Source organism: Snuella lapsa (assembly GCF_039539345.1).
GTDB classification, from domain to species: domain Bacteria; phylum Bacteroidota; class Bacteroidia; order Flavobacteriales; family Flavobacteriaceae; genus Snuella; species Snuella lapsa.
In genome coordinates this window covers 1-25,958 of sequence record NZ_BAABCY010000053.1, presented here as the reverse complement: position 1 = coordinate 25,958, position 25,958 = coordinate 1, and the positions used below count along the sequence as shown (strand labels likewise).

General features: G+C 35.1%; 28 protein-coding genes and 1 other RNA gene. 11 read left to right on the top strand and 18 right to left on the bottom strand.

Translation table 11 applies throughout. The features are described 5' to 3' along the window. Nucleotides 1-102: 102 nt before the first annotated feature. From ABD792_RS09825 to ABD792_RS09800, 6 genes are all read left to right on the top strand, one after another. Nucleotides 103-1,059: a transglutaminase domain-containing protein gene (locus ABD792_RS09825; RefSeq protein WP_345005782.1), complete on the top strand. Its 957-nt coding sequence runs from the start codon at nt 103-105 to the stop codon at nt 1,057-1,059. Nucleotides 1,060-1,109: 50 nt separating this feature from the next. Next, nucleotides 1,110-1,721 carry a hypothetical protein gene (locus ABD792_RS09820; RefSeq protein WP_345005781.1) on the top strand — a complete coding sequence of 204 codons (612 nt, stop codon included), beginning with the start codon at nt 1,110-1,112 and terminating at the stop codon, nt 1,719-1,721. Between the two features lie 54 nt (nt 1,722-1,775). Continuing rightward, complete coding sequence (locus ABD792_RS09815; protein ID WP_345005780.1) at nt 1,776-2,069, top strand: winged helix-turn-helix domain-containing protein; 294 nt, start codon at nt 1,776-1,778, stop codon at nt 2,067-2,069. Between the two features lie 54 nt (nt 2,070-2,123). Further along, a complete protein-coding gene (gene creD, locus ABD792_RS09810) occupies nt 2,124-3,500 on the top strand; it encodes a cell envelope integrity protein CreD (RefSeq protein WP_345005778.1) in 1,377 nt (458 codons plus the stop codon). A 107-nt stretch (nt 3,501-3,607) separates the two neighbouring features. Beyond that, nucleotides 3,608-3,913, top strand: a complete 306-nt coding sequence (locus ABD792_RS09805) for a hypothetical protein (RefSeq protein ID WP_345005777.1) — start codon at nt 3,608-3,610, stop codon at nt 3,911-3,913. 18 nt (nt 3,914-3,931) lie between these two features. Continuing rightward, complete coding sequence (locus tag ABD792_RS09800) at nt 3,932-4,597, top strand: DUF1361 domain-containing protein (protein WP_345005776.1); 666 nt, start codon at nt 3,932-3,934, stop codon at nt 4,595-4,597. A 33-nt stretch (nt 4,598-4,630) separates the two neighbouring features. Here ABD792_RS09800 and ABD792_RS09795 read toward each other — a convergent pair whose 3' ends face one another. Next, nucleotides 4,631-5,410, bottom strand: coding sequence for an SDR family NAD(P)-dependent oxidoreductase (locus ABD792_RS09795; RefSeq protein ID WP_345005775.1), 780 nt, complete (start codon nt 5,408-5,410; stop codon nt 4,631-4,633). Nucleotides 5,411-5,446: 36 nt separating this feature from the next. Next, entirely contained in the window at nt 5,447-6,652 is a 1,206-nt protein-coding gene (locus tag ABD792_RS09790; RefSeq protein ID WP_345005832.1) for an NAD(P)-dependent oxidoreductase, read from the bottom strand. A 189-nt stretch (nt 6,653-6,841) separates the two neighbouring features. On the opposite strand from ABD792_RS09790, the gene ssrA reads away from it, so the two are divergent. From ssrA to ABD792_RS09775, 3 genes are all read left to right on the top strand, one after another. Beyond that, nucleotides 6,842-7,235, top strand: a transfer-messenger RNA (tmRNA) gene (gene ssrA / locus ABD792_RS09785). A 532-nt stretch (nt 7,236-7,767) separates the two neighbouring features. After that, a complete protein-coding gene (locus ABD792_RS09780; protein WP_345005774.1) occupies nt 7,768-8,136 on the top strand; it encodes an MvdC/MvdD family ATP grasp protein in 369 nt (122 codons plus the stop codon). Nucleotides 8,137-8,138: 2 nt separating this feature from the next. Further along, nucleotides 8,139-8,681, top strand: coding sequence for a hypothetical protein (locus ABD792_RS09775; RefSeq protein ID WP_345005773.1), 543 nt, complete (start codon nt 8,139-8,141; stop codon nt 8,679-8,681). Between the two features lie 211 nt (nt 8,682-8,892). Here ABD792_RS09775 and ABD792_RS09770 read toward each other — a convergent pair whose 3' ends face one another. Further along, nucleotides 8,893-9,432: a hypothetical protein gene (locus tag ABD792_RS09770; protein ID WP_345005772.1), complete on the bottom strand. Its 540-nt coding sequence runs from the start codon at nt 9,430-9,432 to the stop codon at nt 8,893-8,895. Between the two features lie 175 nt (nt 9,433-9,607). Here ABD792_RS09770 and ABD792_RS09765 point away from each other — a divergent pair, with 175 nt between their 5' ends. Further along, complete coding sequence (locus tag ABD792_RS09765) at nt 9,608-11,014, top strand: MptA/MptB family glycosyltransferase (protein ID WP_345005771.1); 1,407 nt, start codon at nt 9,608-9,610, stop codon at nt 11,012-11,014. Here the strand turns inward: ABD792_RS09765 and ABD792_RS09760 are convergent. From ABD792_RS09760 to ABD792_RS09700, 13 genes are all read right to left on the bottom strand, one after another. After that, nucleotides 10,964-11,743 carry an RMD1 family protein gene (locus tag ABD792_RS09760; protein WP_345005770.1) on the bottom strand — a complete coding sequence of 260 codons (780 nt, stop codon included), beginning with the start codon at nt 11,741-11,743 and terminating at the stop codon, nt 10,964-10,966. The two genes, ABD792_RS09765 and ABD792_RS09760, sit on opposite strands and share 51 nt — an antisense overlap. A gap of 175 nt (nt 11,744-11,918) precedes the next feature. Further along, on the bottom strand, nt 11,919-12,236 hold the full coding sequence (locus ABD792_RS09755; RefSeq protein ID WP_345005769.1) for a hypothetical protein: 318 nt from the start codon (nt 12,234-12,236) through the stop codon (nt 11,919-11,921). A gap of 27 nt (nt 12,237-12,263) precedes the next feature. Beyond that, on the bottom strand, nt 12,264-13,238 hold the full coding sequence (locus tag ABD792_RS09750) for a deoxyhypusine synthase family protein (RefSeq protein ID WP_345005768.1): 975 nt from the start codon (nt 13,236-13,238) through the stop codon (nt 12,264-12,266). After that, nucleotides 13,228-14,166: an agmatinase gene (gene speB / locus ABD792_RS09745; protein WP_345005767.1), complete on the bottom strand. Its 939-nt coding sequence runs from the start codon at nt 14,164-14,166 to the stop codon at nt 13,228-13,230. Before speB ends, ABD792_RS09750 begins: the two co-directional genes overlap by 11 nt. Further along, a complete protein-coding gene (locus ABD792_RS09740; protein ID WP_345005766.1) occupies nt 14,156-15,553 on the bottom strand; it encodes a type III PLP-dependent enzyme domain-containing protein in 1,398 nt (465 codons plus the stop codon). Before ABD792_RS09740 ends, speB begins: the two co-directional genes overlap by 11 nt. A 406-nt stretch (nt 15,554-15,959) precedes the next feature. Continuing rightward, a complete protein-coding gene (locus ABD792_RS09735; RefSeq protein ID WP_345005765.1) occupies nt 15,960-16,832 on the bottom strand; it encodes a pseudouridine synthase in 873 nt (290 codons plus the stop codon). 114 nt (nt 16,833-16,946) lie between these two features. After that, on the bottom strand, nt 16,947-18,317 hold the full coding sequence (locus tag ABD792_RS09730; RefSeq protein WP_345005764.1) for an outer membrane protein assembly factor BamB family protein: 1,371 nt from the start codon (nt 18,315-18,317) through the stop codon (nt 16,947-16,949). Between the two features lie 242 nt (nt 18,318-18,559). Continuing rightward, complete coding sequence (locus ABD792_RS09725; RefSeq protein ID WP_345005763.1) at nt 18,560-19,462, bottom strand: geranylgeranylglycerol-phosphate geranylgeranyltransferase; 903 nt, start codon at nt 19,460-19,462, stop codon at nt 18,560-18,562. Between the two features lie 54 nt (nt 19,463-19,516). Then, nucleotides 19,517-20,446: a mevalonate kinase family protein gene (locus ABD792_RS09720; protein ID WP_345005762.1), complete on the bottom strand. Its 930-nt coding sequence runs from the start codon at nt 20,444-20,446 to the stop codon at nt 19,517-19,519. Between the two features lie 153 nt (nt 20,447-20,599). Then, nucleotides 20,600-21,712, bottom strand: a complete 1,113-nt coding sequence (locus ABD792_RS09715; RefSeq protein ID WP_345005761.1) for a diphosphomevalonate decarboxylase — start codon at nt 21,710-21,712, stop codon at nt 20,600-20,602. Between the two features lie 194 nt (nt 21,713-21,906). Further along, a complete protein-coding gene (locus ABD792_RS09710; protein ID WP_345005760.1) occupies nt 21,907-22,443 on the bottom strand; it encodes a DUF1697 domain-containing protein in 537 nt (178 codons plus the stop codon). Further along, the gene (locus tag ABD792_RS09705; RefSeq protein ID WP_345005759.1) at nt 22,440-23,657 is read right to left on the bottom strand and encodes a BaiN/RdsA family NAD(P)/FAD-dependent oxidoreductase; all 1,218 of its coding nucleotides are present in this window, start codon (nt 23,655-23,657) and stop codon (nt 22,440-22,442) included. The genes ABD792_RS09710 and ABD792_RS09705 overlap by 4 nt, the downstream gene beginning before the upstream one ends. After that, nucleotides 23,654-24,343: a glycerophosphodiester phosphodiesterase gene (locus tag ABD792_RS09700; RefSeq protein ID WP_345005758.1), complete on the bottom strand. Its 690-nt coding sequence runs from the start codon at nt 24,341-24,343 to the stop codon at nt 23,654-23,656. Before ABD792_RS09700 ends, ABD792_RS09705 begins: the two co-directional genes overlap by 4 nt. A gap of 47 nt (nt 24,344-24,390) precedes the next feature. On the opposite strand from ABD792_RS09700, the gene ABD792_RS09695 reads away from it, so the two are divergent. Further along, entirely contained in the window at nt 24,391-25,248 is an 858-nt protein-coding gene (locus ABD792_RS09695; RefSeq protein WP_345005757.1) for a hypothetical protein, read from the top strand. A 72-nt stretch (nt 25,249-25,320) separates the two neighbouring features. On the opposite strand, the gene ABD792_RS09690 is transcribed toward ABD792_RS09695, so the two are convergent. Next, nucleotides 25,321-25,641, bottom strand: a complete 321-nt coding sequence (locus ABD792_RS09690; protein WP_345005756.1) for a hypothetical protein — start codon at nt 25,639-25,641, stop codon at nt 25,321-25,323. 25 nt (nt 25,642-25,666) lie between these two features. Further along, nucleotides 25,667-25,958: cysteine peptidase family C39 domain-containing protein (locus tag ABD792_RS09685; RefSeq protein ID WP_345005755.1), on the bottom strand; the 292-nt coding region annotated here is incomplete at its 5' end.

Here is a 25,958-nt window from a genome sequence, read left to right as displayed (position 1 = left end):
TTCTTTGTTGCCTTTTTAATTGTATTGACTCGATAATCAAAATTTAAATGCACCGAGGTAGTTTAACTTATGATTTATATCAGAATTTATAATTAAATCCATATGTCCCATAAATTAATTGTTATTATAATTACTCTCATTTCTCTTCATTTATCTTCTCAGGGGTATAATGATATAGATGAAGTTGTTTCGAACTTCCCAACTAAATTTAAATCGATACAAGATTTTGCTACTAAAATAAATGAAAGTTTCTCAACAGACCTTGAAAAAACCAGAGCTGTCTACTACTGGATTTCCAACAATATAGCTTATGATTTTGAAGCACTTAAAAACAAAAAAAACTACTTTTCTTATGATTCAGAAGACGAATTAATTAATAAAATGAAAATATTATCTGAAAAAGTCTTGAAAAGGAAAAAAGCTGTTTGTGAAGGCTACTCTCAATTATTAAAATTCACATTGAAAGAATTAAATATTGAATGTGAGGTCATTAATGGGTATGCAAAAAAATACACCACAGATATAGGCAGAAAAAGAAATGGCTCAAACCACGCTTGGAATTGTGTGAAATTAAATGGGAAATGGCAACTCATTGATGCCACTTGGTCAACTGGGTTTTCAGATGAAAACAACAAACACTTTAAGTTCAACGACATGTATTTCTTGATAGACCCAGAAAAATTAATTCTAACCCACCTTCCAAACAATCCAGAAAGACAGTTCTTAAATACACCTATCAAGAAAGAAAGCTTTTTTTCACTACCCGTGTTTTTTTCTGAATATTACAATTCTGGATTAAAAATAAACCATAAAACAATGGGGTTAATTAAAGCAAAGGAAAATGACACAATAAAGTTAATTTTTGATAAAGCAGATGAAAATAGATTCTATAGATACGCCCTCAAAAACAATTCTTTCACAACTCCTTTTTTATTTGAACGAGAACAAGATGGTTATACAGCATTTATTCCTATAGAATCAAAAAGAAGTACATCTCTTACCTTATATAATGATAATGGATTTGCTATTTTAGAATTTAAAATTCTAATTGAAAAATAATTGTATAGAAAAATTTATTTTACTTACTTTGTAATTCAAAGCACTTTATTATGAGCAACGAAGATTATTTAAAAAATATAAGCGAGATAAAGCATTTGATGAACAAATCATCCCGCTTTATTTCCCTAAGTGGTTTATCAGGAATACTAGCTGGTGTCTATGCTTTAATTGGAGCTGCAATTGCTTACTGGCTGGTAATGGAATACAGTAATGGCACGCTCATTTTAGACGGAACAATTTACCAGTTAGTTATGCTCGATCTATTTTTAATAGCGCTCCTAAGTATTATCACCGGTATTTTTCTTACTACCAGAAAAGCTAAAAAACATGGAGAAAAAATTTGGGATGCTACTTCTAAAAGACTTGTTGTAAATTTTTTAATTCCTCTAATAGTTGGAGGCCTGTACATTCTTATCATATTAGGTCAACAGAAGTATGGACAAACAGGTGCATTAATGCTTATTTTTTACGGTCTGGCTTTAATAAATGCTTCCAAATACAGTATTGGGGATATTCGTTATTTGGGCTTTGTACAACTAATTTTAGGATTAATTTGTGCCTGGTTTCCAGGTTATGGATTTTGGCTATGGGTGTTAGGTTTTGGGATTATGCATATTATTTATGGCACCTGGATGCATTTTAAATATGACGTTCAAGGTTAATAGATGCTTATATTTACAGCTATATATAAATGCATCAACTTTTAAATAGTTAACTTGAGTATAATTAACAATATAAATAAGGTTTTTGACCACAGAATCAGATTGGGTATCATGTCTATTTTGATGGTAAACGAGTTTGCCGATTTTAAAATGCTAAAAGAATTACTTGAAGTAACAGACGGTAATCTGGCTAGTCACGCCAAAGCTTTAGAAGCTGCAAAATATATAAAAGTAGAGAAACAATTTATTGGCAGAAAGCCCAATACACGCTACAGTACAACAAAACTGGGAGCCCTTGAGTTTAAAAAGCATATAGAAGCGCTTGAAAAATTAATTAATAAACAATAATATTTTTTTACACATTTACTTTGTATTTCAAAGTACTTTTAAATCTATTAAATCATGGAGAACTTAAACGTACAACAGCAAAACAAATTTGGACATTGGCTTAAAACATCCATCACAGCAAGAATGCTTATGGTTGGTTTCTTAATTATTATACTCTTAATCCCCCTTTCGTATATAAACAGTCTTATTAAAGAACGTTCTTTTCGACAACAAGACGTTGTTAATGAAATAAATGACAAATGGGGCAATAATGTTCTGGTCTATGGGCCTATTCTAAAAATTCCTTATAAAACCTACACAGAAACCACCACCTTTAACGAAAAGACAAAAACCTATTTAAAAGAGACCAAAGCACACATAAATTACGCATATGTATTCCCCGAGGAGCTAAACACCAATGTTGATGTTAACTCGAAAACCTTAAAAAGAGGCAACTTTGAATCGGCTGTTTTCACAACAGACATGCAACTTTCAGGGTATTTCACCCCTACAGACCTCAGCTCCAAAGACATAAAACCAGAAGATATCATTTGGGAAAAGACCTCTGTGATTATACAAACTTCTAACCTTAAGGGTATAAAAAGTGAAGTCCTTTTAAAACTTAACGCTAACACTTACCCTTTTCAGACCAACTATAACGACAACTCTAAAAATAACGGAAACCATCTGGACGTATTGGAAAGCAACTTTATCAATGCAGATGCTATTTCAAAACAGGAAAATGCCAGTTTTAACATCTTAATTACATTTAACGGTAGTAAACAAATAGAAATTGTACCAATAGGCAGAACAACCACAATGAATATGTCCTCAAATTGGGCAGACCCCAGTTTTATAGGTAATTATCTCCCTAACGACGAAACAAAAAACATAACAAAGGATGGCTTTACAGCCGATTGGAAAGTACTCCATATTAACAGGGCATTTTCGCAACAACACTTAAATAAGATTCCAAACCTTAAAGAATTTGCCTTTGGTACAAAGTTCATGGTTATGGTAGACGAATACCAGAAAAGTGAACGTTCGGCAAAGTATGGTTTCTTGGTAATCGCCCTTACCTTTCTCATTTTCTTTTTAATTCAAACCCTTAGTAAAATAAACATCCATCCTTTTCAATACTTAATGATAGGACTAGCCTTAACCATGTTTTATACCTTGCTAGTATCTATTTCTGAACACAGTAACTTTTTAAATGCATATTTAATTGCTGGTTTGTCGGTAATATTACTTATTACACTTTACTCAAAATCTGTTTTAAAAACCTTTAAATTCCCTGTATTTATTGGCACCTCATTAACAGCGCTTTATGCCTTTATATATGTAATTATTCAGTTGGAAAACTACGCCCTCTTAGTTGGAAGTATTGGTCTTTTTGCAATACTGGCCATTATCATGTTCGTTTCAAGGAAAATAGATTGGAACAATGGTTAATTTTATTAGTAGTAACGCATTGGTGCTACCCTGAATTTAAGGTAGCACTAAGCGTTCCAATCTTTAACTTTTAGCCATACTACAATTGCTAACATTAATACAACACAATGAAAGATTTAATACTTTTAGGAAAAGGCTTTGCTCTTTTAAGTTTCATTATGGGAACCTCTTTATTATCTCTTTACTTATATTTCGACAAATCTTCTACTATCAGTTCTATAGGCTTTTATTTTGTTATAGCTGCATTTTTAATTAATAGCTTATTGTTTATCATTAATGTTGTGGGTATTCTAACAAGTCCGAAACACCAACTGGAACTAATCAAAACCTGCGGTATTATGTTGCTTAACGTTCCTGTTGCCATTTTGTATCTCTACATAGTTATATCTATAGAAGTACCTTCAAATTTTTAAACAAAAACCCTTAAATTAATGTCAACCATTAAACAATACTTCTTTAATAGATTCTCTAGCTTTTCGTTGGTAGGCACGTCTATGCTTTTTAGCCTGATACTGCTTATGATAAGAATGAAACTCACACATTCCTTTTTTTATCTGTTTTTGGTTTGGAATTTGTTTTTAGCAACAATCCCGTTCTTAATTACTAGCTATTTAGCAAGCTTAAAAAAACTCTATAAATTTGGTTTTGCTTTAGCGTTCTTCACTTGGTTAGCTTTTTTACCCAATGCCCCTTACATCATAACTGACTTAATGCACTTAAGGTTAAAAACCAACTCTTATTTATGGTTAGACATTTTGGTAGTAACATCTTTTGCTCTTAATGGTATGCTCTTATTGTATTTATCTGTTTTAGATATCACAATCCTTCTCAAACCATATGTAAACAACCGATTTATTAAGTATGGAACTGGTGCCATTTTCTTTTTATGTGGCCTTGGTATTTATTTAGGCCGTTTTTTACGATATAACTCTTGGGAAATTGCATTAAACCCTAAACCTATTATACACGACTTATTTCACATGTTATCTGCCCCTAACCAAAATAAAGAGGCTTGGTTATTTACGCTCCTGTTTGGTGCCTTTTTAAATATTGGGTTTTGGATGTTTAATACCATACATAGAGTAACACTTAAATGATTAAACTTTCACCTAAGGTCGGGCTACAACAAACTAATTCCTATTCTTCTCCTGTATTTTCCTAACAATTGTAGCGGCAGCATTTCTAGATACCAATCTTGGTAAGATTGCCAAAAACTTATTAAATCTACCCGGAATAGCATAAGCTTTCCCTTTTAGCATGGCTTTATAACCATAAGCTGCCACCGTTTTAGCAGAAGCCATATTAAAGGTTATCTTATTATCACTAGCATCGGCTGAAACGGTTTCTTGAAATGCTGTTTTAGTTGGCCCGGGACAAAGGGCTGTTACTGTTACACCAGTGCCAGCCAGTTCATTTGCTATCGCTTCAGAAAATGATAGCATGTAACCTTTAGAGGCATAATAAATAGCCATTAAGGGACCTGGTTGGAAAGCAGCTAAAGAAGACATATTCAATATTTTCCCTTGACCACGTTTTACCATACCTTCCAAAACCAACTTTGTTAAATGGGTTGTTGTTAAAATATGTACATGCAACATTTCGGACTCGCGTTCCCAATCTGTATCTACAAATGAACCAAACAACCCAAAGCCTGCATTATTTATTAAAATATCGATAGGCTCATCGCCAATAGCATTCATAATTTCTTTTGCAACGTTTTGAACACCCAGATCTTTAACTAACGTTACAATATCTACATTGAAGGTTTTCTTTAATTCTGTTTTTGCATGAGACAGGCTTTCTGCATCAATATCTACCAAAATTAATTTGCACCCGTCTTTTGCCAATAAGGTTGCCAATTCATAGCCCAATCCAGATGCTGCTCCAGTAACTAAAGCTGTTTTATTCATAAAATTTACTGCGGTAAGGATGTAAGAAACACAAATCTATTCCTTTTCATCCACATAATCCTGCAAATAGGCAAAACGTTTGGTAAGTTTTCCATTTTTAGTAATCCTGGCGCGTTCAAGAACACCACCTTTATCACCATTAAAGAGAGCAGGAATAACGTGTTGCAAAAACTGATCTCCAAACCCTTCACTAGCATCTTTAGGAAGTTCGCAAGGCAGATTATCTACTGCCATCACTACAATGGCATTTTGGTCTTTGTAATCAACTTCCACCTCACGTTCCGGATCATACCCATAAACAGGATCTGCAATAGTAGAAGCCCTTAAAGTAGACGCTACAGGTCCATCCACATCGCAACTTACATCGGCTACAACCTTAATATTAAAATCGTTCGATTTTGCATCTTCCCTTGTGTATAGATAAGGTGCACCATCACCATAAAAATGGCCAGCAATATAGAAATCGGTTACCTTAGCAAAACGCATAAAATCCGATTCGTATGCGTCAGGATTATTGAAAAAATCAAAATTATCTATAATACGACCATCTTTACGTTTATTATAATCTAGTACATCAATAAGGCAATACACGGGCTCATTAAATGTATTGTTTAGATAGTCGTTTACCGAAACACATTTAATCTGCATCGCATCTAACATTTCCTTTGCCCCCCTGGCAACCTTACCACTTCCACTCAACAAAATCTTTATATTGGGCACTGTAATATTCCTTAATTCATTAATCAAAGCAGCTTGATCGGTCAATGTTTCTGCTTTTGGCAACTGCCATGTATCGAACTTTAGCCCCCAGGCCCTAAAACCATTATAGGCCCCTACAATACCAGCATACCTTCCAAAACCTATTAATCGAAACCCTTGCGAATTGATCACCGTTTCATGATCATATAGTTCAATATTCTTTTCTAATATCGCTTTCAACAACTTACGGTTATAGGGCTGCTTTTTTATTGTATGGGAAAAGAAAAAATATTTTTTATTAGGAACTAAAGCTTCAATGGGAACTTCTTTCACCCCTAACATCACATCACAATCGCTAATATCGGTTACAACATCAAACCCCGCCGCTTCATATGCCGCATCCGGGAATACGCGTATATCACTAGACTCTACCTTAAAAATGGCTTCTGGAAATGCACCTTTAGCTTCTTGTAATTTTAATGGAGAAAACACAACACGACGATCGGGTGGGTTTTTGCGTTCTTTTATAATGGCTAATTTTATGTTCATCTTTTTAATTATTGATTTGTTTACTGACATTCAGCAAACTTGGTATAAATTTTGAACTAATGTAATAGGAATTGTAGGGGTATGCAAACTTTTTGATAACTTTGCCTTTGCATTGGTATTTGATCTACATGTTAGTTTTTTTTTCAACTAGCTATATTTAGGAAAACACCAAAAATTAATACTGGGGTCGACTGGTTTTGACAGCGAGATTAATTGAACGGTAAGCACGTCGTGTAATGACTTTGAAACACGTAAAAGGCTAGGTCGAACTTTAAACGGCGAGAATAACTACGCTTTAGCTGCTTAATCTGAATTATAGTAAGATTTGCCTAGGTACACAAGGTGTACAAGCTAAATGTCTCCGGAAAGCCTTGGTTAATGGCGTTCCTTTTAGAGGCATCGTAAATATTAACTAAGATAGTACAGCGCTTTGATGTGCTTTCGAGATTTAAAAGCTAAGTTATAAGTAGGTTGTCTTTAACCAGCTTATAATCGAAAAACCAAGAAAAGAATAAACGTGTAGAAAGCCCTTTGGTTACTTGTTTGGACGAGAGTTCGATTCTCTCCGACTCCACTTACACACCCTGTAAAACACTGATTTTACAGGGTTTTACTTTTATTCTAGTCAACATATAGTCAGTAAATTTAATTTCCTAACCTAAATGTTCTTTGTAGGGCTGAACAATTGAATCAGTGTCACGTATCCAATAAAAAAAGTAAGAATAGCACTTATATATGAAAAATATGCAATTCTAAAATCAGTTAGCATCTTCAAAATCCCATAACCTTCAAAGCAAAATGGTAACAACACAAATATAACAAACATCAATGCGGTTGGAATTTTCAGGAAACCCTTAACCCTTTTATTAGAGAGTTGATAATAAGACACATGTTGAACCATTGAAAAAGGTTTAAGTATATGAACAGAATCAGTTTTAAATCCTAACCCATACAACTCTTTACTTATGTTACTAAAAACACTATACAGATTTATATTGTGATTCCAAATAGTAATATTTTTAAAAAAGAAAAAAGAAAAAAAAACAGGAATAAAATTAAAAAGCAGATTATTATCATTAATGGTGCCAAAGGGCAAATTAATCCTTGATATGGAGTTTCCATTAGTTAAGATTAATATTTTTCAAAATGAGATTTCTAAAGAATATGAGTTGAGAGTAACAGTTGTCAATGGAAAGATCTTTGCTGCCAAAATAGATTCTCAATCAAACGACAATACAAAACTCGATTGGAGAAAAGGAAGATTAAAGTTTTCTAGATATAGATTACCTCAACACATAGAAGAAATGTGTTTAAGAATCACTTCAAAATTGAATCTAAATTTTGGGGCAATTGATCTAATAAAAACAAAAAATAATTATGTCTTTTTAGAAATAAACCCCAACGGCCAATGGGTTTGGATTGAAAATGATACAGGACTAAATATATCAGATGAAATAATTAATTTTTTAACCAATTAGATATGTCTGAAAAAAACAAAAAAAAGGAAACTCATCAAAAAAATCAATTACTTGATGATAAAATCAGTTACTTACTTAGACTTTTTGAAAATGAAGACAAGAGGTTGACAATTATAGAAAATAAAATAACCCACTTAATAGGTCAATCTGGTTTAATAATTTCAATAATAGCATTCATTATCCCCTTATTCTACGACAAACTCAACAACATTAATATTTGCACAAAAATAGGTCTAGGTTTAATCTTCATATTAACCATTATTTTGCTCGGTCTTTCAATTTATAAAGCCAGTGAAATATTTAAAATAAACAAATTCCAATATGCCGATTGCTCCCCAGAAACAGTAAACAAAGAATTTAGGAAAATTAAAGATTTTAAAATAGAATACATATCTGATTTAGATTATTGTATAAATAAAAACAAAGGTCTGAATAATAGAAAAGGAAGTATTTTGATTGAAGCCAATCATTTATTCATATATGGCATATACACCCTGACATTATTAGCTATATTGCTAACATTCACCTATTTATTTACCTCTTAGAATAACACTATATTAAATACATTTGACACATACAGTGTAAGATGGTCTATCTCATTTTGCAAGCTTCACAAAATTAAGATGCAGCTAAATCTTGATCTCCGTCACCATTAAGAACCTTAAAAAAATAAAAATCTACTCATTTCACTATATACGACAAACCCATGTATCATAAGGACACATGGGTTTATTTTTTTACAGAAATAAAAAACGTTTATTCCTCCATCATTTCTTCTTCAGCGGCATCATTATGATGTAAGTGCATCATCAAACCTGTAAAGTCTCCATAGATCTGTTGGTAAACAATTTTACCTTCTTCATTAAAATCGAAAGACTCATACAATTTGATAACTCCCGATTTTGCTTCGGTAGAATCTGTTGCTGGCAACGTTACTTCCCATTCGCTGTAATGACGCACAGAACCATCTGGTTCTTTTGTATCTACATTTACACCTGGCAACAGGACAGGAGGGTTGGTAAGCATCTTAAAATCATAATTTGCCCATAAAGCCTTATCCGATTCCTTCATCTCCTGAAGACTTAAAGAATCTTTAGCGGCTCCAAATCCGGTTTCCTTCATCACAAAATCTTCTGCATACTGGGAATAATCCAAGCTTTCGTTTTGCCAGGCTTCTAAATTGGCTAACACTGTTTTTGAATTTTTTTCGAAAGCCTCTTTGGCAGAATTGTCCGGCTTTGGTTGGCAGCTTACAACAAGTAAACACGCACAGAAAAGAGAATACATTGTTTTCATAATACTGTTTTTGAATTAGTTAAAACAATTAAATTTACAAAAAAACGCTTACAGCATAACGAATCATCTATAATATTTGTTATTTAATAAATTATACTACAATAAAAAACACAAAACCAAATAATACTATATTTGGATAATGGCTTTGAACATGTTTTTTCTTAAGCAAAACAAAATGCTCCCTATTTTGGTTGTGGTGAGCGTTATGTGTTATGTCATTTTTGCATACAATTTGGCTCGTACAGAGTACACTAAGCTTGTTATTCTTTATACCGCATTGTTTGCTTTGTTTTATAAAATCCTTACGCTATTAAGACATAATACATTATTACTAACATGGCTAGCTTTTGGTTTTCGGGGGTTGTTCATTTTAGCAATACCCAACTTATCACAGGACTTTTATCGCTTTATTTGGGATGGACGTATGATTCTAGAAGGTTTTAACCCATACTTATATACTGTTGAATCATTTATAAGTAATGGGGAGTTTCCGATTCTTCAAGCTCAAGAATTATTTGAAGGTATGGGAACACTTAATGCTAGTCATTTTACCAATTACCCTCCTATAAATCAGCTTTGTTTTGTAATTGCCGGACTCTTTGCTGGTAAAAGTATTTTAGGGTCGGTTGTCGTTATGCGTTTATTAATTATTGCTGCCGATTTTGGTACTTTATTTTTTGGTAAAAAACTTTTAGACAATCTCAATATCCCAACATATACTATCTTTTGGTATTTATTAAATCCCTTTATTATTATTGAACTAAGTGGAAACCTTCATTTTGAAGGCGTGATGATTTTTTTCCTTGTGTGGAGCCTCTATTTAATCCACAAAGGCAAATGGGTAATTGGTGGTGTTGTATTTGCACTATCTGTTTCGGTAAAACTCATTCCCTTGATCTTCCTTCCCTTATTTTACCAATGTTTTTTAAAGCGTTACAGATTTCAAAACAACAAATCTTCCAAACTAGTAAACGCCAGTGAAACTGCTACGCTGGACCTTCCTTCCATATTCAAATTAATCGTATTTTATGCCATTATAGGCGTAACAACATTATTTCTTTTTGCTCCTTTTTATGCTTCGCAATTTATAGATAACTATGCGCAAACCGTTGGTTTATGGTTTCAGAATTTTGAGTTTAACGCGAGCATCTATTATATCGCCAGAGCCATAGGCTATTATTTTAGAGGGTGGAATGAAATTGCAATTATTGGAAAACTAATAGCCATTACAGTACTTATATTTGTATTGATTATGGCTTTTTTAAAAAAACAAAAAACCTTTACCGACTTGTTAACTGCCATGCTTTTTGTGTTAACATTTTATTACTTTACAGCTACAACAGTTCACCCTTGGTACATTGCAACGCTTTTAATACTATCGGTATTTACTGGCTATAAATTCCCATTGGTATGGAGCCTTGTTATCATTTTAAGCTATTTGGCCTATGCCAATGCTAACAATACCGAAAACTTATGGGTCATCGGACTGGAATATGTTATTGTTTACGGAGTATTTATCTGGGAAGTGTTCTTAAAAAAACAAACGCGTTATAAACACATCGATCACTTCGATTACAATTAAGATAATAATGATCCACTCAAGGCGACTGCTTTCCTTATGGTCCATTATATCTTTGAAAAGCTCCAGATTTTCTTTAATAATATCAACCCTGTCCCTAATTAATTTGTAACGGTCCTTAAGATCGAAAGTCGCTTTTAAATCGCTATTTAGTTTATTAAGTTGTTCGTCTTCCCAAACAATATCGGGGGAATCAAAAATATATAGGTTTTCCGATATCTTATTCTTTATGTTTAAAACCTTACCTATAAACCGCTTTAATTTATATCCCGAAATATCCAGACGCCCTTTCTTCTCCAGATACAAAGTATGCTGATTGGTTTCGGTTAACAGTTGCTCGGTAATTTCTGAATACAGGTTTAACGCTACCGATTGCGACGCATTTAGCATCACAAGCCGTATCATTTCCTCACTAATACTAGGTAAAATAATCTTATCAAATTCTACCTTTAAGGTATTTGCAACAACATTAACCTGAACCTCCTCTGATATCTGCTCTGAAATATAGTTAGCACAAAACGGTTTTATGTAGGCCAATGCTTCGTCAATTTCATTTTTGGTAAGGTTAAAAAAGCTGACCATGCCATAATGAAATATGTAAATAAATTTATTGGGAGCACTTGAATAGTACAGTTCGTCACTATCCTGAAACAACAATAACCATTTTGATTGTTGTTTTATCTCTTTTATGTTAATAGTACTAGCAACCTGATAAGCAAAAGCAGTATACATAGCTTAATTATTTAGTAGTTCTCTTTATCAACCACATTTTAATAAACCACCTCGCGGATTTGCCGCGAGGCATTTATAGGGAAAAACATTTGAATTTTGACTTGTGATAGCCCGGATGTATCGCGGTGATTTTAAAAGTATCTACCTCAACATATGCTTATTGGAATTATAGTATTTAATCTGAATCCTCCTCATTAGACAAATCAGGTTCTTGAATCGCATCGGAATCGTTCCCTTCATAGTCTTCGTAATCATCCTCATCGTAATTCTCCATGGTCATAGCCAGTTTCTTACTCACTTTAACAAGATACTTGGTGTCACTGGTCGATACTTCTACAGCTTCAATAATTTCATTACTGGCATTTCTAAATGAGATAATTTGATCTTCATCGTATCCATCGGGATATTTTTCAACAAGTAACGCTAAAATCTCTGGTGTTAGTTTTTTAAAATCTACAATGACTCTTTTTAAATGGCTGTCTCTGTTTTTCATTTGTTTGGTTTGAATGCTGTTTAAAAATCACATGCCTAAGATATAAGCAAATATTAAAGGCGCAACGATAGTCGCATCACTTTCAACAATAAATTTTGGAGTATCAATATCTAATTTACCCCAGGTTATTTTTTCGTTAGGAACTGCTCCGGAATAGGAACCATAACTGGTAGTCGAATCACTAATCTGACAAAAATAACTCCAGAACGGGGTATCCACACGTTCCATATCCTGATATAGCATAGGGACTACACAAATAGGAAAATCGCCAGCAATACCGCCTCCTATTTGAAAGAATCCAATACCCCTTTCTGAATTTTCGGTATACCAGTCGGCTAAAAAGGTCATATACTCGATACCCGATTTCATGGTACTAGCCTTTAATTCGCCTTTAAGCACATAACTTGCAAAAATGTTCCCCATAGTACTGTCTTCCCATCCTGGAACCACTATAGGTAAGTTTTTTTCGGCTGCAGCAAACATCCATGAGTCTTTCAAATCGATTTCATAGTATTCTTCCAGCACTCCAGACAACAACATTTTATACATATATTCATGCGGGAAATAGCGTTCTCCCTTAGCTTCGGCATCTTTCCAAATTTCAAAAATGTGCTTTTGCAATCTCCTAAAGGCTTCTTCCTCAGGAATACAGGTATCGGTTACCCTATTAAGGCCTTTCTCTAATAAATTCCACTCTTCTTGAGGGGTCAAATCACGATAATTTGGCACTCTTTTGTAGTGTGAGTGTGCCACTAAATTCATAATATCTTCCTCAAGATTAGCACCTGTACAGGATATGATTTGTACTTTATCCTGACGTATCATTTCTGCAAAACTCTTACCTAGCTCAGCCGTACTCATTGCTCCTGCTAAAGACACCAACATTTTTGCACCAGCATGCAACTGATCCTCATAGCCTTTTGCAGCATCTACCAATGCCGCAGCATTGAAGTGCAGGTAATGATGTTCTATAAAATTTGAAATAGGTCCTTTAGTACTCATCGTTATCACTGAATTTTGAAACGTTATTTTTTTGTTCTGCTTTGCTATAGGTATTATCGTAATCTTCGTCGATAGCTTCGTTCATAAATTTATAACTAAGCATTTTATAATACAACTTGGCTGCTAAAAAATCTGAAGATTTCTCCTTGTCATTAGGGCACAATTCAACTATATCGAAACCAACCACATTCTTTTCGGCAAACACCTGTTTTAAAAAGTCTAAGGTCTCATACCAAAACAACCCTCCCGGCTCAGGTGTTCCTGTAGATGGCATAATAGAAGGATCTAAGGCATCCAGATCGAATGTAATAAATACATTATCGGTCATTTGATCTATTGCCGAATCCATCCAGGAATCATCTATCGCCATCTCATGAGCAAAATAGGTTTTCTCTTGATCCATAACGGTTTTTTCTTTCACATCCATGGAACGAATCCCTACCTGAATTAAATTGGTTGTTTGACTTGCTTCATATACAGCACAGGCATGGTTACAGGTAGAACCTTCGTAGGTTTTTCGTAAATCGGCATGTGCATCGATATGCAACACTGTTAAGTTGTTAAAAGTTTCGTTAAACGCACGTATGGTTCCTATAGAAACCGAATGCTCTCCTCCAAAAATGGTAACAAACTTATTCTTTTTAATATACTTTTTAGTCACTTCATGAACCGCTTGCACCATTGTTTCTGGTGATGCATTTTCTGTAACAGGTTCCGCTAAAAAAACGCCCTGCTGGTATACTTCCGTATCGGTTTCGATATCGTAAAGCTCCATATTCTCTGAAGCATTTAAAAAGGCTTCAGGCCCTTTATCAGCTCCTTTTTGCCATGTACTTGTACCATCATAAGGTACGGGTATTAGAACTATTTTTGCTTGCTCTAATTTTGCAAATTCTTCTGGTATCCCAGCATATGTTTTAGTTTGCATAACCTAAAATTTTAAGTAAGTCTTCACTTTTTTGTTGTTCACTAAATAATTTTGTTGTGATATTACCATCGGCATCCCTATCTATCAGGATATGCTTAGGAGATGGTATTAAACAGTGTTGAAGCCCTCCAAAACCTCCAATAGTTTCCTGATAGGCTCCCACATTAAAGAAACCTATATATAAGGGTTTATCTTTATTATACTTAGGCAAATAAACAGCATTCATGTGCTGTTCGCTATTGTAATAATCGTCGCTGTCGCAAGTCAAACCGCCAAGCAAAACACGCTCGTAAGTATCATGCCATCTATTTACGGGCAACATAACAAAGCGCTTATTGATAGCCCATGTGTCTGGCAATGTTGTAATAAACGACGAGTTAATCATATTCCATTTTTCGCGATCGTTCTGTTGTTTTTGGTATAATACCTCGTAAATGGCACCGCCACTTTCACCTACTGTAAAACTACCAAACTCTGTAAAAATATTTGGAACATCTACTTCCTCTTCTTCACAAGCCAGTTTTATTTGATTAATGATCTCATCGACCATATACTCGTAATCGAATTCGAAAGCCAACGAATTTTTAATGGGAAATCCACCACCTATATTTAAACTATCCAATGAAGGGCATATTTTCTTTAGATTGGTATAAACCTTTAGACACTTGGACAATTCATTCCAATAGTAGGCATTATCCCTAATACCCGTATTAATAAAAAAGTGCAACATTTTAAGTGTCACTTTTTTATTGTCCTTGATCTGATTTTTATAGAAAGGCACTATATTTTTATAACCAATACCTAATCGCGATGTATAAAACTCGAACTTAGGCTCTTCTTCTGAAGCAATACGGATACCTATATTATAATTACCTTTAATTTCTTGAGACAACAAATCGATTTCTTCATAATTATCAATGATTGGAATGCAATTGTTATGACCGTTGTTAATTAAACGCGCAATGTTAGTCACATACTGTGCCCGTTTAAAACCATTACTAATAACGTAAGTATCGTCAGTTATTTTTCCTTCTTTTTTTAAGTTTTCCACAATATCAATATCAAAAGCCGAGGATGTTTCAATATGAATATCGTTCTTTAAAGCTTCATGTAACACATGTTTAAAATGAGAACTTTTTGTACAATAACAATAATTGTAATTCCCTTTATAAGCGTTATTCTTTAAAGCGCTATCAAACCACCCTTTTGCCCGTTGTATGTTGTTGGATATTTGAGGTAAATAAGTAAACTTTAAAGGAGCCCCATAAGCTTCGACCAACTCCATAAGATCGATATCATGGAACATCAATTCTTTGCCTTCCAATTTAAACTCCGGTTGCGGAAAATCGAAAGTCTGATTGATTAAATCAATGTATTTAGTATTCATTATTATTTTTAGAAATATAAATTATTTAAATAGAAAAACAGGGATGTATGTTTTAATACAAACAATAATGAACAGGTATCAAATCTGGATTTGGTTTTGTGTAGTAGGTACAAAACCATATATATGCTGACTGCAATAAATTGTATTAACGGAAGTTAGCTCTAAAATTCGGTTACTTAATCTAAAAGCTGCTTTTGAATTTGACTTCCTAATCCCCAAAAGCCCGAACATAAAAACACTTTTCATAATGTTCAGCTAAATGCTGATACAAATGAAATACAAAAATTTTAATTTCAAAGATTTTTGAGTTTTTTTTTAAGTTATTTTTTTGAAGTATCTTAAATTAACTACAAAAAACTCCGCAAACGTGCAGGAATACAACATTTTCGCAACCAAACGGCTAACCTTAAAGCATTTTGAGGCCGTTGACCTCCTGCTCGGTCAAGTGTTTCCAGTGTCCTCGTGGAATATCTTTTTTGGTAAGCGATCCAATGGCCACACAATCAAGACTTACAATATCGTATCTTAAATGTTCAAAAATAGTACGGATAATACCATTACCTGTATTCTTGATCTTTAAACCTATCTCTTTCTTTGACGCACCATCTATATAGCTTACCTCCTCAACTGTTACAAGCCTATCATCTACTTTAAACCCATTTTCAATTTTCTTTAAATCTTCATGCTTTAAGTTTTTATCCAACTCAATATGGAATAAACGGGAAACGCCTCGTTTTGAATTGGTAAATTTTTCTATGATAGTTTCATCGTTAGTAAACAACAACAATCCTTTAGAGTTTCTTCCCAATCGTCCAATAGGCTTAATACGGGAGTTTGTTGCATTGGCAACCAGATCCATTACCGTACGGCCTTTCCCTTCACTTGTAGTTGTTGCAAATCCTTTTGGTTTATTAAGCAAAACATAAGCCTTCTTCTCTGGGTTAACGCGCGCACCGTCATAACGTACTTCATCTTCTAACTTTACCTTATATCCCATCTCCGTTACCACTTTACCATTAACGGTAACCAAGCCCATAGCAATATACGTATCGGCTTCACGACGTGAACAAATCCCAGAATTCGCAACATATTTATTGAGCCTAATCTCTCCTGAATTAGCTTTATTGGCAGAGGTTCCATTTGATGAAATTCCTGATCTTGATCCTCCAACTTGCTTTTTTACAGGCGCATTACCCCTTGCGTAACTTTTAGCACGCGAGTTGTTACTTCCTCGTCCTGATGGTTTTCCTTTTCCGTTCCTCCCTTGTTGCCTACTCATGATTAATATTTTTATGCAAAGATATGCTTATATCATTTATTATTTGAAATTACGATTGTAGATTTTTGATATTGTACTTTTTAAGGCGCAACTATTTCTGGGGTAATCTTAAGATTATTTATTAAAAACGCCATTATAATAACTTCCCATGTATGATCCCCATTTAATTTCACTACTAACAGGAAAGGTCGTGTCAATTCTGTTAACACGCAGTCCGTCAAAAGTATAGGTTTCTTTTACATTGGTTCCATGAATATAAACTATATCCAGATAACCATTATTGTCAAGATCTCCAATCCATGGCGTTGATGAAATATTGCTCCCCTCGTTGTGAAGATCTAACTCGACAGCTACATTTTCCGAGAACCCAATAGCCATTATATTATTATGAAAAAACTTCATATGAAATTCATTACGAACCACATAGTTTATAGGCATTAAAACATCATCTTGTCCATCACTATTCAAATCGGCGACAACTGCTGAACTCATTTGATAAAACCCCAGTGTGTCTTCGAATTCTATTTTTCCGTTACTTCCGTTTACCATAACCTGTTTGGACCATTCAAAATCAGGCCAGGATCCCTGTCCGTAAGAAACAAAAAAGTCAGGAATCTTATCCTTGTTAAAATGTCCGATTGCTACTGAGCTATAGGCCTCGGTTCCAGAAACTTCAACCTTCCAAATAGACCGATGGGTTTTGCCATCGAAAGCCAACAACCTACCATCGGCGGCATTGGCAACAATATCATGAATACCATCATCATTTATGTCGACCCATGCTGGCGGTCCTACAAAGCCATTTGTAGTACTGCTATCAAGCTTCACAGCCCGAGATAAATCTCCGGACTTTATTTCAGAAATCGAAGTAACAAAAAGATTCCCACCCAAAGTTTCTCCGCCGGTACCAAATATCACATTCTTAAACGTGAGTGGCTTATCGGGTAATACGGCCACAGACATATAGGTCTCTTTGCCATCTGGCATTGGCGCTCTTGATATTACCTTACCATTCTGACCATTTAAAATTACCAAATGTCCAACGGCTCTATTAGAATCGTAAGGCTTTGCCAGTACATCGCCACCGTTAGAAACCAAAATATCATCTCTTCCATCCTGATTCTGATCTGGTATAAATTGTGGGTTGTAAAAGTTGAACCATTCTTTTTTCTCTCCCTCGGGTACGGCAAACCGCCAAATGACTTCTCCCAATTTTCCATCAATGGCAATTAACTCAGCGGATCGTCCATTAATAAAAACATCTGGAACACCGTCGCCAGTAATATCCTTGAGGGTTGCCGATCCAAATATTTGATCTTTAGCAGAAACTTTCCAAAGCATCTTGCCCGTTTTTCCATCAAGTGCAACTACTGCAGAATCGCATGCATGAAATTCCTCCCTACCTGTACCAAGTATGATATCCCCAATATTGTCATTATTCAAATCGGCTACTCTGGGAGACGAAAAAGAACCTATACTGGGCAATACCTTAGTCCATGATTCTTGCGAGAAAAGATTACCAGAAGCAACTAATCAAGGCCAGAAAAATTAAATGCTTTATTGGTCTACAAATAATAGCCATTCAATGCCTAATTTAAAAATCATTTCCTACAACTACCTCGTCTGCTTTCACCAAGGCAGTTTACAGTTAAATACAAATGTAATGATATTTAAGAACAGATTAGAAAGGACAACTAAATGCATGATAGAAAGAACTAAAGCGCAAGTTAAATCCGATTTAAAACCACATCAACATTTATCAATACAATACTAAACACTCCTACTACAATAATAAATTTTAGCATGTTATGGAGTATCAGGTAATGGGTTTTGGTTTGGGACTTCCAAAGCAAAATTAAAAACAAAAAGAGCATGAACAAACTCAGATAAAAGAACAGATACATATATCCTATCTCAAATGTATATAACAGCAAATAGGTAGGCACTAATGCCAAAACACTCAATATGGTAAGCATAAGTTTAGACACCTTTTCCCCATAAACCACGGGAATAGTTTTGTAACCAAGTGCCAAATCTCCTTTTATATTTTCCAAATCTTTGGTGAGTTCCCGCATTGAAATCATTAAAAACAAAAAGACAGCATGTACAAAAATGACCGTTTCGAAATTTTTATAATACATAAATATGGCAAAGAAGGGTGCTATGGTTAATATTGAAGCTGTTAAATTCCCAATAAAAGGCAACTTTTTCAATTTGTGCGAATAAAACCAAATACAAAAAATGTACACCGAAAAGAACACTACAGCACGAAACGATACATAGCTAGCCATTATAGCTGCTATAAAATTCAACACAAAATAAAATGAAAGCTTGGTATTTTGGCTTACTAGTCTATCCAATCGTGACTTAATAGGTTTATTGATAAGGTCTTTTTCTGAGTCGTAAAAACTATTAATAATATACCCGCCAGCAATGGTAGCCGCTGATGCTAAAACGATCATCAATAGGTTCAGATCAAAAACAACCTCTTTTAAAGGCTTATTGTGTGCTAAAATGTAAATAGAAGTTAAATATTGGGCAATAACTACAACTAAAATATTGTAGCCACGAACAACAGAAAACATACTAAAAAACTTAAGTAGGATATGTTTCTGTTTTCTGGATAACATCTAAAAAAAATTGAAGGTTTCCTAACTATATTTAGAGGGAACCCTATTTGGGATTTAGAAATTGTAAACCACTTCCAACTTATACTCCGAAAGGGCTTGTTTTGCTTTCTCAATATCCTGGGCAAAGCCTAAAATATAACCTCCACCACCTGAACCACATAACTTCAAGTAATAATCGTTGGTTTCAATACCTTTTTTCCAAAGCTCATGAAACTGCCTTGGAATCATTGGCTTAAAATGGTTCAAGACCACTTTAGACAGCTTCTTAGTGTTATGGAACAACGATTTTATATCGCCTTTTAAGAAATCGTCCACACAGGCATCTGTATGCTTTATAAATTGCTCTTTAAGCATGTTACGAAAGCCTTCCTGCTTCATGTTTTCCATAAAAATACTTACCATAGGCGCTGTTTCTCCAACACTTCCGGAATCCAATAAAAATACCGCGCCCTTACCTTCACTTTGCTGTGCTGGTATACCCGTGGCTTCAATATTGTCTTTAGAATTGATAAGAATAGGAATGCTCAAATAGCTATTTAACGGATCTAAACCTGAAGACTTTCCATGAAAAAACGATTCCATCTCTGAAAAAATAGTTTTTAGCTTTAATAGCTTTTCACGGGTTAGATTTTCTAAGACCGTAATCTTATCGAAAGCATATTTATCGTAAATAGCCGCTACCAAAGCACCACTACTCCCCACACCGTAACCTTGGGGAATGGAAGAATCAAAATACATTCCGTCCTCTACATCATGACGCAACAGTGAAATATCGAACCTTACTAAAGCATTATCTATATTTTGCAAATGACCAACAAACTTTTTAAGGCTTTCATTTGAAATCCTAGCATTTTCCGAAAGTGCCTCATCCTTCTTCAAGGCACCGTTATAAAAGTTATATGGAATCGACAATCCTTTGGAATCTTTTATGATTCCATATTCACCGAAGAGTAATATTTTTGAATAAAAAAGCGGTCCTTTCACTGTCCTAAATGAAAATTAATAGTGCAAAATTACTAATTATTACTTTTAGAACTCTTAATTATACTAATTAAAAGTTCTAAAATTTAAGCGCCATCCTTAATAACAGCAAGATAATGAGAATTTTTGAAATAATCACCAAACATTCACCGCACATCATTCATTACCAACAGGTTTCGCTCCAAAACCAATACTATCGCAAATATATTGCCCATTTTGGCAGTGCACAGCCAACTCATTCTTTACAAACTCGATAACCTGATCCGACACCTTATCGGGATACAACACATGTACATTGGCTCCGGCATCCAAAGTAAAGCAAACGGGGATCCCGGTATGGTTCCGGAAGGCCCATATTTTATTGATGATCTCAAGCGTATTGGGCTTCATCAAAATAAAATATGGTGTACTGGTCATCATCATGGCATGCAAGGTTAAGGCTTCGCTTTCTACTATTTCAATAAACGTATTGAGGTCTCCCGATTCAAAAACAGCAATTAATCGCGATAGGTTGCTACCCGCCTGATTAAATCGCTCCTGAGCAAAAGGATGATTGTACATCAGGTTATGACCTACGGTACTACTCACCTGCTTTTCTCCTTTATCGACCAGTAAAATGGTGTCATGATAGTCTTTGAAATTATCGTGTACCTTATAAGGATATTTTATACCATACAGATCCGAACTTCCTTCAATAGAGGGATGTGCTCCCCAAACCACCAGACTACCTTCAATGCTTCTACAGGCACTTCCAGATCCCAAACGGGCTAAAAAAGATGCTTTTTGAATACGATAATTATTCTTTAGAAAGGTTTCATCAGTACCAGAAACCGGGGTAAGCAGTTCTTGTTCAACACTCATTAAACACATGGCCAAGGCACTCATCCCTGAAGCTGAAGAGGCGATCCCAGAACTATGGGGAAAGGTGTTAGCCGTTTCGATCTTAAAATGATAGTCCTTTAAAAAAGGCATATACAATTCTATACGTTCAAAAAATGTTTGGATCTTTGGTTTAAAATCATCTTGTCTTTTACCTTCCAGATAAACGTCAAAAGAAAACATACCATCATTTTTCTTTTTGGTAAAGCTTAAGGTTGTTACCGTTTTACAAGCATCTAGGGTAAAACTAACCGATGGATTTTCTGGGATTTGATATGCTTTTTTTCCCCAATATTTTACCAGCGCAATATTACTGGGTGAAGCCCAAGTGTAATTACCGCTTTCAACGGTATTGGAATAGGGTTTGGAAATAAAATCTTGTACCGTCATGAATGAATGTTCTGCTAACAAAGAAAAGACTCCAAAAAGTGTTATCCTAGATGAAATGAAGAATCTATATTAAACAACAAAATAAGAATCTTCGCTTCGCCCTGAATGACAAAATAAATCACTTTTTAGACTTCCTCATTTTTGTATAACTGCTAATATTTTTTTGCAAAAGTAAACAAAATCTAATGGGCTTTTTATTTTTCAAAAGACATTGCAATCAACTTCTGCATTGTTTTATAGTTTCTGGTGGTGGCAACGACTTTTAATTTTCGTTCAAAAAAATTATTGTTACACTTGGCACGTCCGTAACCGTTTTTTGAATAAAAATAAACACACTGCTCCTTTATTACAAAGGTCTCATCTGGATAACGCTCTTTGGATATAGTCTCTATGAGTTCTTCCTTTGGTATATCGTGTAGCAACGTAAAATAACTGCCTAACATCTCTTCTTCCTGAAAGGGACATTGGTCTAGAACTTTTAGTAAACTGTTTGCGCTGTGTATCAAAACTGCTACTTCAAACCCAAAAGTGCTTTTAAGCTTATCAAAAATAATCTGTTTCAAAGTATCTCTGTTCGTTTCTAAAGACTGGAACACTACGTTTCCACTTTGTATATAGGTTTTAACTTCCTTAAAGCCGAGATTGAAAAGCACCTCCCGCAGTGTATCCATAGGCACTTTCTTTTGTCCGCTGACATTGATTCCTCTTAGTAATGCTATATAGGTGTTCATCTCTTTAGAATTGCTTGTGCCGCTAGGTAAGCACCCGTCCAGGCATTCTGAAAATTAAAACCGCCGGTAATAGCATCCACATTCAATACTTCGCCTGCAAAATACAAACGGTCATGCAGTTTACTTTCAAAAGTTTTAAAATTCACTTCCCTTAAATCCACGCCTCCTGCCGTAACGAATTCTTCCTTAAAAGTACTTTTCCCTTCTACTTGAAACCTGGCTTGTGTAAGCTGGGTCGCCAACCCTTCGATGTGTTGCCTACTCACATCTGCCCAGCGTATTTCAGCCGTCAAACCAGAAGCCAAAACCATTTGCTGCCAAAGTCTTTTGGGTAAACTAAACTGTGCCTGTTTAAGCACAGTTTTTCTAGCCAAAGTTTGTTTTAATGCTTTTAATGTGTTTATACAGTCTTCGAAGGGCTTCTTTATAAAGTTAACTTCTATCAGGAACTTATACTGTCGCTTTGCCAGTTCTAATGCTCCAAAAGCTGATAGTTTTAAGATCGCAGGAGCACTCATTCCCCAATGCGTAATAAGTAATGGACCTTCGGAATGTAAATTAGTTCCTAAAACGGTTACGGTCACATCGGGCACGACAACACCAGGAATATCTCGAATCCTAGCATCGTTAATATTAAAAGTAAACAATGAAGGAACTGCAGGTATTATGTTATGTCCAAGACTTTTTATAAGCGTCCACATCTTCGGACTACTTCCTGTTGCTATTACAACCTGTTTCGATTTAAAATACCCCTGGTTCGTTTCCAACAGCCACGTATCATCCTGATCTTTATCAATAGCTTTAAGCGTATGGTTGTATAAAATAGTAACGTTATTTTTATGAGCTTCCCTTAAAAAGCAATCAATAATGGTTTGTGACGAATCTGTTTCGGGGAATATCCTACCATCCTCCTCTATCTTTAATGCAACGCCCCGGGTTTCAAACCATGCCATGGTATCGCCCGTCATAAACTGATGAAAGGGGCCTAATAATTCCTTTTCTCCACGCGGATAGTTTTTGGTTAACTCCGACGGTATAAACTCTGCATGGGTTACATTACAACGCCCGCCTCCGGAAACTTTCACCTTGGAAAGTCCTTCTTTACCTCGTTCGAGAATAGCAACTTTTAACTTCGGGTCGTGTTCAGCTATATTGATCGCTGCAAAAAAGCCAGCTGCACCACCTCCAACAATAATTACGTCTTTTTCTATCATACTTTATCAGGCGTATCGGAAATAATACCATCAACACCATAGCGTTTCATACGTACTATAGTTTCGGGGTTGTTGACGGTCCATGTGTTTACTTTATAGCCTTTGCTTTGTGCCTGTTTCACATTTTCTTTGGTTAGTAGCGCAAAATTAGGATGAATAATCTTAGCACTTATGGTTTCAGCAAATTCGATTGCCTCTGCCACACTTGCTTTTGTTAAAACAGCTATAGGTATGCTTTTATTAATTCGAAAAACGTCCTCTAATTCATGATGCTGAAAACTGGACACAATAAAATCGCTGTAATTCCATCCTTTGTTCTCAACACAATCTTTAATGACTTCACATGTTTTTTCGGCCGTGTAACGCCCCTTTAACTCAATATTCAGTATACATTTTTTATCGATAAGATCTATAACTTCTTGAAGTGTTGGAATGCTATAGTGATTATCTACTTTAAGTTTTTTTAATTCTGAAAGTGTGCATTTAGAAAGTTCTCCTATTCCATTGGTTACGCGATCTAAAGTAAAATCATGAAAGACCACTAATTCTCCAGAGGCACAAGTATGCACGTCTATTTCAATACCATCAACCCCAAAATCTAAGGCTTTTTGAATGGATGGCAACGTATTTTCCGCCATATATGCTTTAGCTCCACGATGTCCCATAACCAAACAGGCTTTGTTCATAAAAACTATTTAATCAAAAATATATCCGTAAATTTAAACTATAAATTATGAAAGTCTGCATGCACAAAGCCCTTTTCCTATTCATTTTTCTTTTTAACTCCACCTGTAACACTGGCAATCTAACGATTATTGCTGACCTATCAGGCACTTTAAAGGAAGTCTCCGGCACCGAAACCACCCCCAGTTCGGACTTGATCTGGATGCTTAACGACAGTGGTAATGCGCCTGTATTATTTGGAACAGATCATAAAGGCACCATAGTAAAAGAACTTAAGATCAATGCAAAAAACAAAGACTGGGAAGAGCTGACTTCGGATCCTGAAGGCAATCTTTACATCGGGGACTTTGGCAATAATAGTAATAAACGAAAAGACCTGCATATTTTAATTGTACGTAGTGACTCCTTGAATAACGCCCAAAAAACTGATGTGGAGCGTATTCGCTTTCGGTATCCGGATCAAAAGAAGTTCCCTCCAAAAAACAAAAACTTCTTTTATGATTGCGAAGCTATGATCCATTTTAAAGACAGTTTATACCTTTTTACAAAGAGCCATGCCAAGGGCAATGCCGGACATACCAGCTTGTACAGTTTACCCGCTAAAACAGGCGAATATGTAGCTCGTTTAAAAGGCTCTTTTAACACGGGACAAGACACCGACTGTAAAGTCACTGCTGCCGATATATCATCCGATGGAAAACAAATGATCCTGCTTACCGAATCGGCCGTTTGGCTATTTACCAATTTTAAAGACGCCGATTTTTTTGATGGCTCCGTTACCAAATTACCTTTCCACCACACCTCTCAAAAAGAAGGCGCCTGTTTTAAAGATGACAATACCCTCTATATAACGGACGAAAAAGCACACGGTACCGGGGGGTATTTGTATGCGTTTAAATTAAGATAGCAAGTATTCGATATAGGTTAAGAACACCAAATAGCATGTCGCTTCTCATTCTTATCAAAACGAAATACCTTCTTAATTAATCTTAATCAGCTGCAAATAATCATTATTCTTTGCCAATAAAATTGCCTTAGTACCTCCAACATTTATAAAAGCCGCATCTTTTATATCTCCGCCTGCCCATAAATTCACCTTGTAATTTTCAAGAAGCTCGTAATCGTCATCTCCTTCACCTACAAGCAACATTCCATAACTTGCATCGTTTCGAGGTGTTTCAACCTCAGAACCGTACAAATTCCCAATCATGAACACATCCAATGTATTGTCTTTATCGAATTCGTTAACCAATATATCATTAACCGATGAGGTCTGCACTTCATTACTCAGTGGATGCACGCTAAACGCTTTATTATCTACATTTTCAAATAGGTCGCCGCAAAGGTATTAGCCCTGCACTGAGCCCGCAGGAGGGATCAGACACATAGACCATATCCTTTTTAATTTTATAGACCACCACAAAATGTCTTTTGTTCCAATGGACAATGAGGGGCAAAGGAGCTTCCTTTAATTTGTTAAAATCAATTTTAACCCCTATGCTCTTAAAGCCAATAGCCTCTGTAGCATCGCTTAGTTTCATTAAACTACTACCGACCCTTGTAGTCTCAGATAGATCGCGTATATCCTGTAACGAGATAAGCTTACCATAGTACTTA

Coding starts and splice junctions, on each gene's coding strand:
- ABD792_RS09825 (WP_345005782.1), top strand. CDS start 103: ATGTCCCATAAATTAATTGTTATTATAATTACTCTCATTTCTCTTCAT.
- ABD792_RS09820 (WP_345005781.1), top strand. CDS start 1,110: ATGAGCAACGAAGATTATTTAAAAAATATAAGCGAGATAAAGCATTTG.
- creD (WP_345005778.1), top strand. CDS start 2,124: ATGGAGAACTTAAACGTACAACAGCAAAACAAATTTGGACATTGGCTT.
- ABD792_RS09805 (WP_345005777.1), top strand. CDS start 3,608: ATGAAAGATTTAATACTTTTAGGAAAAGGCTTTGCTCTTTTAAGTTTC.
- ABD792_RS09800 (WP_345005776.1), top strand. CDS start 3,932: ATGTCAACCATTAAACAATACTTCTTTAATAGATTCTCTAGCTTTTCG.
- ABD792_RS09795 (WP_345005775.1), bottom strand. CDS start 5,410: ATGAATAAAACAGCTTTAGTTACTGGAGCAGCATCTGGATTGGGCTAT.
- ABD792_RS09780 (WP_345005774.1), top strand. CDS start 7,768: ATGGAGTTTCCATTAGTTAAGATTAATATTTTTCAAAATGAGATTTCT.
- ABD792_RS09775 (WP_345005773.1), top strand. CDS start 8,139: ATGTCTGAAAAAAACAAAAAAAAGGAAACTCATCAAAAAAATCAATTA.
- ABD792_RS09770 (WP_345005772.1), bottom strand. CDS start 9,432: ATGAAAACAATGTATTCTCTTTTCTGTGCGTGTTTACTTGTTGTAAGC.
- ABD792_RS09765 (WP_345005771.1), top strand. CDS start 9,608: ATGCTCCCTATTTTGGTTGTGGTGAGCGTTATGTGTTATGTCATTTTT.
- ABD792_RS09760 (WP_345005770.1), bottom strand. CDS start 11,743: ATGTATACTGCTTTTGCTTATCAGGTTGCTAGTACTATTAACATAAAA.
- ABD792_RS09755 (WP_345005769.1), bottom strand. CDS start 12,236: ATGAAAAACAGAGACAGCCATTTAAAAAGAGTCATTGTAGATTTTAAA.
- ABD792_RS09750 (WP_345005768.1), bottom strand. CDS start 13,238: ATGAGTACTAAAGGACCTATTTCAAATTTTATAGAACATCATTACCTG.
- speB (WP_345005767.1), bottom strand. CDS start 14,166: ATGCAAACTAAAACATATGCTGGGATACCAGAAGAATTTGCAAAATTA.
- ABD792_RS09740 (WP_345005766.1), bottom strand. CDS start 15,553: ATGAATACTAAATACATTGATTTAATCAATCAGACTTTCGATTTTCCG.
- ABD792_RS09735 (WP_345005765.1), bottom strand. CDS start 16,832: ATGAGTAGGCAACAAGGGAGGAACGGAAAAGGAAAACCATCAGGACGA.
- ABD792_RS09725 (WP_345005763.1), bottom strand. CDS start 19,462: ATGTTATCCAGAAAACAGAAACATATCCTACTTAAGTTTTTTAGTATG.
- ABD792_RS09715 (WP_345005761.1), bottom strand. CDS start 21,712: ATGACGGTACAAGATTTTATTTCCAAACCCTATTCCAATACCGTTGAA.
- ABD792_RS09710 (WP_345005760.1), bottom strand. CDS start 22,443: ATGAACACCTATATAGCATTACTAAGAGGAATCAATGTCAGCGGACAA.
- ABD792_RS09705 (WP_345005759.1), bottom strand. CDS start 23,657: ATGATAGAAAAAGACGTAATTATTGTTGGAGGTGGTGCAGCTGGCTTT.
- ABD792_RS09700 (WP_345005758.1), bottom strand. CDS start 24,343: ATGAACAAAGCCTGTTTGGTTATGGGACATCGTGGAGCTAAAGCATAT.
- ABD792_RS09695 (WP_345005757.1), top strand. CDS start 24,391: ATGAAAGTCTGCATGCACAAAGCCCTTTTCCTATTCATTTTTCTTTTT.